The following is a 12,853-nucleotide window of genomic DNA, read 5'->3' as shown; positions in this document are numbered from 1 at the left end:
AAGAAGGAGGCATAGATATGCTGATTGGTTTACTCATCGCATTATTAATGGTGATGGCACTTTTAATAATGATGATGAAATGGCATACGAAGCGGTTGCCAGGTTTTGTAGCATTACTTGCGCCATTAATTGCTTCAGGTGTCTTTATATATCATATTCCACAAGTTCTGAACCATCACTACGTCACTGAAACGTATCGCTGGTTACCAGCCTATGACATTAATATGGTGCTGCGTTTAGATGGTTTGAGTTTGTTCTTTGCATTACTCATTTCTCTTATCGGTGTTGCGGTTTTCTTCTATGCAACACAATATCTATCTTATGAACACGATGATTTACCTCGATTTTTTACGTATCTCATTTTATTCATGTTCAGTATGATTGGCATTGTGCTATCTAACAATACGATAATACTGTACGTCTTCTGGGAACTAACGAGTGTCTCATCATTTTTACTTATCAGTTATTGGTATGATCGATCAGAAAGTCAGCAAGGTGCGATGACGTCATTTATGGTGACAGTTTTCGGTGGATTAGCAATGTTTGTTGGTTTCATTATGTTGTATGTGATGACAGGTACGAATACAATCACGGAACAAATTGCACAACGTGAATCTATTGCAGCGCATCCATTATTTATTCCAATGATTGTTATGTTGTTATTGGGGGCTTTTACAAAGTCAGCACAATGGCCATTCCATTTCTGGTTACCGAAAGCAATGGCAGCACCAACACCCGTCAGCGCGTATTTACACTCTGCGACAATGGTTAAAGCGGGGATATTTCTATTATTACGCTTTACGCCAATATTAGGGTATAGCGACTTTTATACGTATAGTGTGACGTTTGTCGGTTTATTAACAATGATATACGGCTCATTTACAGCAATTCGTCAAAGTGACTTGAAAGGAATTCTAGCGTACTCAACCATTAGTCAACTCGGTATGATTATGTCGATGGTCGGACTCGGTGGGGGCATTGCCAAAGCGACGGATAGTGTCATGCTTGAAGCCTACGCGTATATTTTATTCGCAGCAATCTTCCATTTATTCAACCATGCGCTATTCAAAGCAACACTGTTCATGGGTGTCGGCTTAATCGACCATGAAGCGGGAACACGTGACATTCGTTATTTAGGTGGTCTACGTCGTTACTTGCCTTTAACAATGGTTGCGATGTTTGCAGCATCTCTGTCTATGGCAGGTGTACCGTTTTTAAATGGTTTCATCAGTAAAGAGATGTTCTTTGAAGGCTTAATTCATGCCCATGAACTGAGTGCCTTTAACAAGGTTGGTATGGTAGTCATTACTTTAGTTGGGTTTGTCGCAAGTATTTTCACATTTATTTATGCATTGAATATGATTAAGGTCACATTCTTTGGTGAATTACGTATTCAGAAACATTTGCATGAACCAAAGTTATTTATTTTGCCAGCAATTGTTTTAGCAGTGTTATTACCATTTGTTTTTGTGGTACCGAACGTGATTGGGACATATATTATTGAACCGGCATTTTCAAGTGTCGTTGTAACTGCTGAAGCGACATCACATGCACCTCATTTAGCAGCTTGGCATGGATTTAATACGCCACTGATGATGAGTTTGGCAATTATTATTGTCGGAACAATCATTGTACTACGAGTGGACTTGATGAAGTTCGTTGTACAAAAAGCAGAAAAATGGACACTTCCAAACGTCTTGAAATATTCAGGTCAATCTATTGAAAACTACTCAGGTTGGGGATTACGTGCGTTAATGAATAATCGACTGAATTATTATATTATCGTGACGTTTTCAATTTACTTCCTGATTAATCTGTACGGGCTGTATCGTGTAGGTGTGCCTGAGCTTTACCGCATTGAAGTCACGGATTATCACATTTTCCACGTGTTATTACTTGTGACGATTGTTTTGATAGGGTTCGCCTTAATCTTTATTCGTCAACGCCTGACGATGGTTATTTTAACAGGTGGCATTGGCTATGCGGTGGCGTTGTTTTTCATTCTAATGCGTGCACCTGACTTAGCATTAACTCAGTTGGTGACGGAGACGATTACAACGGTACTCTTTATCGTAAGTTTCTCACGCTTACCAAACATTCCACGTGGACAATTTAACTTGAAGCGGGAGTCAGTGAAAATCATCGTATCACTCATGACGGCGGTTACGGTTGTCGGCTTAGTATTTATGATTCAACAAGCAGATGCTTTAGAAACGATTTCCGTGTATTATCATGATGCTTATGAAAAATCAGGCGGTAAAAATATCGTCAACGCCATTCTGGGTGACTTCCGTGCACTAGATACAATGGCAGAAGGACTTGTATTAATGATTGCCGGTTTCGGTATTTACACATTATTAAACTTTAAAGATAGGAGGGGTCAAGATGAAAGAGAATGATTTAGTATTAAAGACGGTCACACGTCTCGTTATGTTCATCATTTTAACGTTTGGCCTCTACCTATTCTTTGCCGGTCATAACAATCCCGGTGGTGGCTTTATTGCCGGACTAGTCATTAGCTCTGCATTTATATTAATGTTTTTAGCGTATGACGTTGGAAAAGTGTTAGAAGCCTTGCCGATTGATTTTCGTCAGTTGATGATTATCGGCGCACTTATTTCATTAGGAACAGCCATTGCGCCCGTTTTCTTTGGGCAAAACATCTTATATCAAACAGATTGGCACGTCGATCTGCCATATCTTGGAGAAGTACATCTATCGACAATTACACTGTTTGAATTCGGTATTTTACTCGTTGTTGTCGGCGTTGTCGTAACAACCATTTTATCACTAGGTGGAGGGCGATCATGAATATTATCTTACTTATTGTTATCGGCTTTTTAGTATTCATTGGAACGTATATGGTTTTATCTCGCAACTTAATACGTATCGTTATTGGTATCGCCATCTACACTTATGCGGGTAACTTAATTATTATGAGCATGGGCGAGTATACATTAGACAAGAAAGAGCCTTTAATTGTCTCAGGATATGAAAACTATGTCGATCCATTGTTGCAAGCCATCGTCCTGACAGCAATTGTTATCGGCTTTGCGATCACTGCGTTTTTACTCGTACTCATCTACCGTACATTCAAAGTAACAAAAGAACATGAAATTGATATGTTGACGAGAGGTGATGACGATGAATGATAACTTGCTCGCATTGCCACTGCTGTTACCACTTGTTGGCGCCTTACTCGTCGGTATATTCAATAAACAAGTGAAGCTCGCACGTCGCCTATCGCTATTTGTGTTGTTCATATCGTTCGTTGCGTCACTTTACATGCTCGTGTACGTCATGCGTCACAAACCGATCGTCCTAGATTTTTCAGGCTGGCCCGCACCATTCGGTATTCAATACGTAGGGGATGCCTTAAGCCTGTTACTCGTGACGACAACCTTCTTTATCGTATGGTCAATCGTCATGTTCGGTTTTGGTCGCGGTGAAAAACGTGCAAGTCGCTATTACTTACCATCATTTATTCTCTTCCTGACAACAGGTGTGATTGGTTCGTTCTTAACGTCCGACCTTTTCAACCTCTATGTCATGTTTGAGATTATGTTATTAGCGTCATTCGTGTTAGTCACACTTGGACAATCCGTTGAACAATTACGCGCGAGTATCGTCTATGTTGTCTTAAACGTCATCGGTTCGTGGATTTTTCTTGTCGGTATCAGTATGTTATATCGTCAAGTCGGTACGTTAAACTACACGCATATCGCCATTCGCATACAAGAAATGGAAGACCCAACAGCGATTCATCTTGTTGCGATGTCGTTCGTTGTCGCATTCGGTTCTAAGGCCGCGTTAGTGTTATTCATGTGGCTACCGAAAGCCTATGCCGTGCTCAATACTGAGCTTGCGGCTCTCTTCGCATCATTGATGACAAAAGTCGGGGCCTATGCGTTAATCCGTTTCTTTACACTGATCTTTAACCAAAGTGGGGATGTCGTTGAGCCACTGCTAGTCGTTATGGCTTGTATTACAATGGTTATCGGTGCGGTTGGAACGATTGCGTATAAAGACATTAAAAAAATTGCGGCATATCAAGTCATCTTATCTATCGGCTTTGTCGTTTTCGGATTAGGAACGAATACTGTCGATGGTATTAACGGTGCCATTTTCTACTTGATGAATGACATGATTGTGAAAGGCTTATTATTTTTAATTATCGGTATTATGGTCTATACGACAGGGTATCGTCAGTACCGTTATCTAAAAGGTTTAGCGAAAAAAGAACCTTGGCTAGGTGTTGCGTTTGTCGTTGTGACCTTAGCAATCGGTGGGGTACCGCCATTTAGTGGATTTCCCGGGAAATTATTGATTTTCCTTGGTGCAGTCGAACATCAACACTATATTGGCTTGAGTCTTATGATTGTGACAAGTCTTATCGGTATGTTCAGCTTGTTCCGTATTTTCTTCCATATGTACACAGGGAATGAAGCAAAAGGTGCGGTGATTGATTATAAGCCAATTAAACCAGTACGTAAGCATATTATTATGTTTTTAACGACAGTCACACTGCTAATCGGTTTGATGGCACCTATATTCATTCAAGTGACAGATCTTGCGACTAAAATGAATATGGACGTCAATATGTATGAAAAAATGGTAAACCCAGATTTGAGAGGTGATCATTAGATGAGACAAATCGGTTTGAATATGATGATTGCCATTCTATGGGTACTATTTCAAGATGAAGATGCCTTTCGCATTCCAACCTTTATTTCAGGGTATTTGATTGGTTTAATTATTATCTATTTATTGCATAAGTTTTTCGATCAAGAGTTTTATCCGAAAAAAATATGGGTCGCATTTAAGTTTTTAATGATTTATTTGTATCAGTTGATGACCGCAACGATTTCCATTGCCAACTATGTCTTGTTCCGTACACATAAAATGGCACCAGGCCTTGTGCGTTATGAGACAAAGTTGGAGTCGGATTGGGCTATCACCTTTTTAACAATTATGGTTATTATTACGCCAGGTTCCACAGTGATCAGAGTGAACAGAGACCCTAACATCTTTTTAATTCATGCGATTGATTTAACAGAGAAAGAACGGAAAAGCTTATTGAAGAGTATCAAACAATATGAGGCACTTATTTTGGAGGTGACGAAATGATTTCAGTATGGACACAACTTTTCTTATCAGGGGCACTCGTGTTATTTGCGGTGTCTTTAGTCGTCGCGTTGTTTCGTCTTATTAAAGGACCTACTACTGCAGATCGAGTCGTCGCCTTCGATGCGATCAGTGCAATTGTTATGTGTATCGTAGGTGTACTGAGTTTGTTATTCGGAACGTTCTCATTCTTGGACTCAGTCTTATTAATTGCGATTATCTCGTTTCTCAGTTCCATAACGATTTCTCGCTTTATTGAAGGAGGGAATGTGTTCAATGGCAACAATAAACGAAATTATTAAACTCATCGCAGCTATCATGGTCTTTGCAGGCGGTATTATCGCGCTAATTAGTGCCATCGGTGTTGTGCGATTTCGAGACGTCTTTTTACGCATTCATGCCGCGACGAAAGCATCGACAGCAGCCGTTATGTTAACACTTGTCGGCGTATTTATTTACTTTATCTTTGCGCAAGGATATGTGAGTGTTCGTACACTGTTAGCGTTAGTGTTTATTAACATTACTGCACCAGTGGGGGGACATCTCGTCTCACGTGCAGCATATCGTACAGGGGCGTATATGTATCAAAAAGATGCGAATACAGGTGATGCGGACTTAAACAAAGATGATATTGATGAAGAACAAAAACGTCAAATGCGCATTGAAAAACGTGCGAAACGTCGTAAAAAAATATATGCACGATTGGATTAAAATACAACAGAAAAGCAGCACACGTCACGCGAATATGACATGTGCTGCTTTTGTCTAGACAGAAAAATTTTATAATCTAAATTAAAGAAATATAATAACTATTAAGCTAATTGAAACTAGTTGATTTCTAATTCTTTAATCGTACTATCCAAAATAACAGTTATATCAAGGTTTTTAAGGTCTTGTTCAATGATATTATTTTTATGTCTTACTAATAAATCTTGAACAAAATTTCGTGCCCATCTACCATTAGATTGCTTTGATTTTTCTTCATTTCGATATTTGTTTTCTACAATTTCTCGTAGTAAATGTTCATTGAATTTCCACGATTCACTTTGCAGTTTCATTACGACAATATCAGCAACCTCTGAAGGTAGATAGTCATCGAAATGTATTGTATAAGGAATACGTGATTTTAATCCTTCATTAGCATTAAGAAAATGTTCCATATCATTTTCATACCCAGCAAAAATAGCAATGAATTGGCCGCGTTTATTTTCTAGATGAGTAATAAGCGTCTCAACAGCCAATACTCCAAAATCATTAGAACTGGCATCTTTTGGTGTTAACTGATAAGCTTCATCGATAAACAACACACCACCCATAGATTGTTCTATCTTTTCTTTTGTATTTTTCTCCGTATGTCCTATATAACTTCCTATCAATTCACTGCGATTTGTTTCAATTAGATGTCCTTTTGTCAGTAGGCCTAAAGATTTAAAAATCTCTGATAATAATCTTGCAACTGTTGTTTTACCCGTACCAGGAGAACCGGTAAACACCATGTGATAGTTACTTTTAGACACGTGATGGCCTTGTTCTTCTAACAATTGATTAATCTTTACTTCATTAACAATTGCATTTACACGTTCTTTCACTCTAGTTAGACCAATTAATGCATTGAGCTCATCTAATAGATTTTGAAGACTTTTATCAGATGTATCATTTTTAGGATCAAAAATAGCTAAATCTTCATCAGTTATAGTTAGCAAAGTATCATTCGAAAGATTATTGTTCTGATAAACTCTTTGCATTTGCTGAGATGTTAACTGTTCATTAAAGTTGCGGACCCATCGCGCGTTACTATTGTCAAACCCATTTCGATATGCTTTTCTTAAGATTTCACTGTATGTTTCTGTATTAAACTTATAATTTTGAGATATTAAATCAGCGTTTCCGATTTCTACTAATTGATCAATTGTGTAGTCTTCAAAGTCAAATGTATAAGGAATTCTTGAAGCCAATCCTGGATTAGAATTTTTAAATGACATCATTTCATTGGTGTAACCAGCAAAAATAATCATAATTTCTTCTCTATGGTCTTCCATATATTTTAGTATTGTATCTATAGCTTCCTGACCTAGTCCTTTGTCCTGGTCTCCGTATGTTAATGTATAAGCCTCATCAATAAAAAGTACACCATTTCTTGCACTCTCTAGAATTTCTAATGTTTGTGATGCAGTTTTACCAATATATTCAGAAACTAAATCTTGACGTGAAACTTCTACAAAGTTATTTTCTGAAATGACTCCTTCTTCATATAGTGCACGAGCAATTAATCTTGCTACAGTAGTTTTTCCTGTACCAGGGTTACCAATGAACATAGAGTGCATTGCAGGCTTTTTAGTCAGAAGGCCTTTTTCCTGTTTAATTTTATTTGTGTTGGCTATCGCAATGAATTTTCTGGTTACTTCTTTAACAGAATTTAAACCAATTAGACTATTTAATTCATCCAATGCTTTTAACTGTGATACTTCATTACTTTTTGGTGTATACTCATGATTGTTAGTGTTATTTATCATTTCATTTTCAGTCGCATATTCATTACTTTTTGGCGCATACTCATGATTGTTAGTACTATTTATCGTTTCAACTTCAGTCGGATATTCATTATTGGGGGAGTAGAACTCAAGACCTTCTTGAATTGTCTCATTGTGATTAATTACTTCAAAGCCATCTCCAACAACATCTGAATAATCATCTTTAAAAATTAAAAATTGTTTTGAATGATTGGTATTAATATTGTTAATAGATAAATAGCTTTCATTCACCTCTGCTTTATATAAACCGTTTATAATATTTAATGAATTTAAAAAAACTTCACTTTGCTTTGATAGTTGGATATCCATATAATGATTCTCATTATTAATATGGATATTAGTTGCTTCAAGCTTACTATTATCACGAATTTCGATACTACCATTTATTAAATTATTATGTAACTGCACGGTAGCATTATCTATTATATTTATACTGTTTAATAAGGAATTATGAATAGACGCTTGTGATCTTTTTCTAATTACTAATGAAAAAATATTATCATTTTGTGTTATTGATGTTGTATTGTGAATTGTAACAGTGCTGTACTCATCAATATAGATTGTTGGAAAGTCTTTATGACCTTTTGCAATGATATTTTCTAGAGTGACAGTACTATTTTTAATAAAAATTGCATTATTTCGATGAGATGTTACGTCGATTGTTAAATTTTTTAAAGTAACTTTAGAGTTGGATATTGACAAAGGTGTAGCTATAACGACATTTTCAGGTGGGCCGTCCCCTTTAAATGTAAGAGAAGTGTTTGTAAATGCTATACCATTTCCAGAAAGTGTATATTTGTGATCGGGTATAGCATCAAATAGTACTACTGTGTCGCTTGGAACATGAGTTTCATCAATAAGTTTTTGCAAACTGATTTTTCTAAACCCCTTTCCAACACTTATGGGTTTTTTCATGTTCAATCCCTCCTAGTTTAATTTTTGGGCTAATAAGTATAAATAAATAAGAGCAGGTATACCTAGTAAAAATGAGAAAGTCCAGACAAATGATAAAAAGAAAAATTTAATCATTAATTTTACAGTAGCAAATCCTCCTCCTATATTTTTAACATCTTCAAAATAGTTGGTTTTTTTAAAAAGTTTTCGTGCAAAATGGTCATAAATGCACAATATTAACGGGAATAATAAGGCATTAACAATGAAAAATGATAATAATGTAACCCCTGGATGGTCTACGAAGGATATCATACTAAACATAAAATAACATACTGAAATAATATAACGCTTCATCCATTCATTTTTGTCATCTAGAGAAAAAATACTCTTAATGTTATCTACAACACCTTTGTTGTTGGAGGATTTGGATACAGAAGCCCCAAATTTTTGATTTACTGTACTATTTCTTTGTTGGAAATTGGATTCTTGTTTATGACTAGCTGACTTACTACTTTTTACTTTACTAGCTGAAGCCCCAAATTGGCTTGTGAAATCATTTTGCAAAGTATTATCACTGTTAACCTGATTTGTAGAAGTTTGGTTATTTTGCTGGGTATGATGCTTTTCTGTTTTTGTTCCACATTTGCTGCAGAATAATTCTGTATTTGTGATTGTATTACCGCATTTTTTACAATTCATAATGAATAACGCACGTCCTTCAATTTTATGTTAGGAGTTAAGAATCTAGATAAATCAAAACTCTTTTTTTAGTGTATAACATACTATCATTCATTTCAATAATATTTTAATGAATCAATCGATTAGTATTAGATTTAATCATAACTTAAATAAATATTGTTTACATATGACAGAATAAAGTTTAAGGAGTCATTTAAATCGTTTGAACCGAGATATAAATGTTATGGATTAACAGAAAAGCAGCACACGTCACGCGAATATGACATGTGCTGCTTTTGTCTATCTTATTGATTGTTTTTAACCATACTTTGATGAATGGTATCAATGTTACTTTCCATCATTTTGTAGTATGAGTCGCCATCGCTGCCTTTTTTACCGATAGAGTCTGTGTAAACCGTACCATAAATTTTGGCACCTGTTTCTTCTCCTAGACTCTTCATACTCTTATCACTGACACTTGTTTCAAGAAGCAAGTTTTTAATGTGATGTTGTTTCACGAAGTCAATCGCTTGTTTCATTTGTTGTGGTGTACCTTGGTTTTCTGTATTAATCTCCCAAATATATCCAGGTGTAATGTCATATTGTTGTGCGAAGTATTTAAAAGCACCTTCACTTGTAATCATCGCACGTTGTTCTTTAGGAATATCTTGGAATTTATTTTGACTCTTTTCACTCAGTTGTTCTAATTTTTGAATATATGCATCACCTTGTTTTTGGTAATCTTTTTTGTGTGCGTCGTCTGCTTTAATTAAAGCTGCTTGAATGTTTTTCGCATATTGCACACCGTTTTTAATACTTAACCACGCGTGTGGGTCAATCATATCCTCAGACTTGCCACCGTGTTTCAAGTAGATTGGTTTCACGGATTGTGTTGCACGTACGACAGATTTATCATCTAATGATTTGTCTGCTTGTTTCAACGCTTTCTCGAACCAGCCGTTACCACTTTCCAAGTTGAAGCCATTATAGACAACAACGTCAGCATCTGTTAGTGCTTGAACGTCCTTTGGTTTAATTTCGTATTCGTGTGGGTCTTGACCAACTGGGACAATGCTGTGAACATCTGCTTTGTCACCTGCAATATTTTTAACCATGTCGCCAAGAATAGAGTTTGTTGTGACAACTTTTACCTTTTCATGAGAGTTGTCGTTGTTAAAACTACATGCTGTTAATACAAGCATTAAGACACATAATGTAAGTATACGTTTGATCATGTTGTTTGATACGCTCCTTTATGATTAGATTGAATAATTTTTGAAATGATGAAAGTGACGGCATATAACAATGTTGCGATAAGCACAATCACTGCACCACTTGGTAAGTTGAATTTAAAGCTTAAATAAATGCCGAATGTCGCACTGATGACGCTGAAAATACTAGAAGTCAGCATCATTGTTGAGAGTTTATTAGTAATTAAATACGCGGTTGAGGCTGGCGTAATCAGTAATGCAACCACTAGAATGACACCAACTGTTTGAACACTTGCGACAATAACGAGTGCTAACAATAACATGACAAAATAGTGGATGACCGTTGTATTTAAGCCACTCATGCGACTAAATACAGGATCAAGTGTTGATATTTTGAGTGGACGATACAAAACAATGATCAGCGCAACGACAATCGTGCTGACAACCAAAGTCGTATAGAAGGCAGATTGTGTAATCGCCAAAATATTACCAAATAAAATATGGTAAAGGTCGGTTGCACTGTGAATAACACTAATTAGAATAATCCCAGACGCTAAAAATGCGGTAAATGTAATGCCGATTGCAGCGTCTTTTTTAGTTTTAGAAGCATCTGAAATATAGCCAATCAGAATGCTGCTTAACATACCGGTAATCAGTGCCCCGATAAACATTGGAATATGAAATAGAAACGACAATGCAACACCTGGTAATACGGCATGACTCATCGCATCACCCATGAGTGACAAGCCGCGAAGTATGATGATACAACCGACGACACCACATACAATACCGACGAGTACAGCTGTAAGCATCGCACGTGATAGAAACTGATACTCAAAAAGATGTTGGATGAACGGCATGATGTACTGACTCCTTTCTCTGCTGATTACTTTCGTCAGACCGTGGCATTGTATGTCTGCTTAAAAAGACAGACTCGATATGTTCCGGTTTGAGTGCTTCGGCGCTATCCCCGAAAAACTGCACAGACTGATTGAGTAGTAAAATACGATCAAAGTATTGATCAGCTGTTGCTAAGTCATGATGCACAATTAAAATAAGTTTGCCATTTGCTTTCAATTCTTCTAGCTTTTTAAGAATAATGGCTTCACTTTTAAAATCTATGCCGACAAATGGTTCGTCGAGTAGATAGACTTCACTTTCCGACATGAGCGCGCGAGCAATATAAACACGTTGCAATTGACCGCCACTCAAGGCATTAAGAGAACGTTTACGCAATTCATAAAGTGACAGTTCGTGGAGGAGTTCGTCTCGACGTTGTTTCATCTTTTTAGGAATACGTTTGAACCATCCAGCATCTTGATAACAACCGGATAACACTAAATCTTCCACGCTAATAGGGAATTCCAAGTCGAGAAGTGACTTTTGTGGGATATATGTGATATCTGTTAAGCATTGCTTAATAGGTTGTTCGTTAAGTGTGATTGTTCCGTTGGCAGGTAATTCTCCAATCAGTGATTTGATAAGTGAAGATTTACCGCTACCATTAGGTCCCATAATGCCAATCATTTCTCCATGTAGTGGCAGTTGCAATGTAATCTCTTTTAATACATGCTTACGACCTAAATATAAATTCAAATCTTTGATGGAGAGCATTTTAACACCTTCTTACTTTTAATTTAGGTAATCCTAACTAATTTATATTATATACTTAAAATATCTGATGTCAATGTATTTTATGATACAATGGATGTAATCTGTTCAAGAGGTGAAGGTATGTTAACGGAAGAAAAGGAAGATTATCTCAAGGCGATTTTGAGTCATGATGGTATCAATACATACGTATCTAACAAAACACTCTCTCAGGCTTTGAATATCAAACCACCGTCTGTCACTGAGATGGTAGGCCGACTAGAAAAAGAAGGATATGTTGAAACGAAGCCTTATAAAGGGACGAAGTTATCAGCAATTGGCTTGCAATATACATTAGATATTATTAAGCGTCATCGTTTGATTGAGTTGTTTTTAATAGAGGTTTTAGGCTATACATGGGAAGAAGTGCATGCGGAAGCGGAAGTGTTAGAGCATCGTGTGTCTCAGTTGTTTGTCGATCGACTTGACGCATTATTAGAATACCCAGAGACGTGTCCACATGGTGGTGTCATTCCAAGAGATGGCGCGTTTGAAGAGCGTTACCGCACATCGTTACAATCATTTAATGAAGGCGATACGGTTGTGATTCGACGTGTGCGTGATAAAACAGATTTGCTCGTATATTTATCAAGCAGAGCGATGTCTATCGGTGACGTTGTGACGATTAAGCGCAAAGATGATATTAACCAAATGCTCGAGTTAGAAAGCAAGAAAGAAACAGTTATTTTAAGCTACAGTAATGCAGCAGTTATTTTTGCAGAGAAGCAAGAAGATTAAAAAATGCGTACATCAACAGTGAAGTGA

At 36.7% G+C, this 12,853-nt stretch carries 13 protein-coding genes; 8 read left to right on the top strand and 5 right to left on the bottom strand.

Going from position 1 to position 12,853, the window contains the following annotated elements; all coding sequences use genetic code 11:
* Positions 1–17: 17 nt before the first annotated feature.
* The 7 genes from CD122_RS06320 to CD122_RS06290 are packed head-to-tail and all read left to right on the top strand — an operon-like array spanning position 18 to position 5,835.
* Positions 18–2,399: a DUF4040 family protein gene (locus CD122_RS06320; RefSeq protein ID WP_103358150.1), complete on the top strand. Its 2,382-nt coding sequence runs from the start codon at positions 18–20 to the stop codon at positions 2,397–2,399.
* Positions 2,386–2,811, top strand: a complete 426-nt coding sequence (mnhB2, locus tag CD122_RS06315; protein ID WP_103358149.1) for a Na+/H+ antiporter Mnh2 subunit B — start codon at positions 2,386–2,388, stop codon at positions 2,809–2,811. The genes CD122_RS06320 and mnhB2 overlap by 14 nt, the downstream gene beginning before the upstream one ends.
* Complete coding sequence (gene mnhC2 / locus CD122_RS06310; protein WP_103358148.1) at positions 2,808–3,152, top strand: Na+/H+ antiporter Mnh2 subunit C; 345 nt, start codon at positions 2,808–2,810, stop codon at positions 3,150–3,152. Before mnhB2 ends, mnhC2 begins: the two co-directional genes overlap by 4 nt.
* Positions 3,145–4,644, top strand: a complete 1,500-nt coding sequence (locus CD122_RS06305; RefSeq protein WP_103358147.1) for a Na+/H+ antiporter subunit D — start codon at positions 3,145–3,147, stop codon at positions 4,642–4,644. The genes mnhC2 and CD122_RS06305 overlap by 8 nt, the downstream gene beginning before the upstream one ends.
* Positions 4,645–5,127 carry a Na+/H+ antiporter subunit E gene (locus CD122_RS06300; protein WP_103358146.1) on the top strand — a complete coding sequence of 161 codons (483 nt, stop codon included), beginning with the start codon at positions 4,645–4,647 and terminating at the stop codon, positions 5,125–5,127. It begins immediately after the preceding gene.
* Entirely contained in the window at positions 5,124–5,426 is a 303-nt protein-coding gene (locus CD122_RS06295; protein ID WP_103358145.1) for a monovalent cation/H+ antiporter complex subunit F, read from the top strand. The genes CD122_RS06300 and CD122_RS06295 overlap by 4 nt, the downstream gene beginning before the upstream one ends.
* Entirely contained in the window at positions 5,401–5,835 is a 435-nt protein-coding gene (locus tag CD122_RS06290; protein ID WP_103358144.1) for a Na+/H+ antiporter subunit G, read from the top strand. The genes CD122_RS06295 and CD122_RS06290 overlap by 26 nt, the downstream gene beginning before the upstream one ends.
* A 116-nt stretch (positions 5,836–5,951) precedes the next feature.
* Here the strand turns inward: CD122_RS06290 and CD122_RS06285 are convergent, their stop codons facing one another.
* From CD122_RS06285 to CD122_RS06265, 5 genes are all read right to left on the bottom strand, one after another.
* Complete coding sequence (locus CD122_RS06285; RefSeq protein WP_103358143.1) at positions 5,952–8,570, bottom strand: AAA family ATPase; 2,619 nt, start codon at positions 8,568–8,570, stop codon at positions 5,952–5,954.
* A gap of 12 nt (positions 8,571–8,582) precedes the next feature.
* Positions 8,583–9,248 (bottom strand): zinc ribbon domain-containing protein, encoded by a 666-nt coding sequence (locus CD122_RS06280; RefSeq protein ID WP_103358142.1) that lies wholly within the window; start codon positions 9,246–9,248, stop codon positions 8,583–8,585.
* A 284-nt stretch (positions 9,249–9,532) separates the two neighbouring features.
* On the bottom strand, positions 9,533–10,462 hold the full coding sequence (gene mntC, locus CD122_RS06275; RefSeq protein WP_103358141.1) for a manganese ABC transporter substrate-binding lipoprotein MntC: 930 nt from the start codon (positions 10,460–10,462) through the stop codon (positions 9,533–9,535).
* A complete protein-coding gene (locus tag CD122_RS06270; RefSeq protein ID WP_103358140.1) occupies positions 10,459–11,298 on the bottom strand; it encodes a metal ABC transporter permease in 840 nt (279 codons plus the stop codon). The genes mntC and CD122_RS06270 overlap by 4 nt, the downstream gene beginning before the upstream one ends.
* On the bottom strand, positions 11,273–12,052 hold the full coding sequence (locus tag CD122_RS06265) for a metal ABC transporter ATP-binding protein (protein ID WP_103358139.1): 780 nt from the start codon (positions 12,050–12,052) through the stop codon (positions 11,273–11,275). The genes CD122_RS06270 and CD122_RS06265 overlap by 26 nt, the downstream gene beginning before the upstream one ends.
* 120 nt (positions 12,053–12,172) lie before the next feature.
* Here CD122_RS06265 and CD122_RS06260 point away from each other — a divergent pair, with 120 nt between their 5' ends.
* A complete protein-coding gene (locus CD122_RS06260) occupies positions 12,173–12,826 on the top strand; it encodes a metal-dependent transcriptional regulator (protein ID WP_103358138.1) in 654 nt (217 codons plus the stop codon).
* Positions 12,827–12,853 lie beyond the last annotated feature (27 nt).

The sequence above is a fragment of the Staphylococcus rostri genome (assembly GCF_002902145.1).
Taxonomy (GTDB): domain Bacteria; phylum Bacillota; class Bacilli; order Staphylococcales; family Staphylococcaceae; genus Staphylococcus; species Staphylococcus rostri.
Note: the sequence above shows the minus strand (reverse complement) of the source record. Positions and strands in the feature narration are given on the sequence as shown.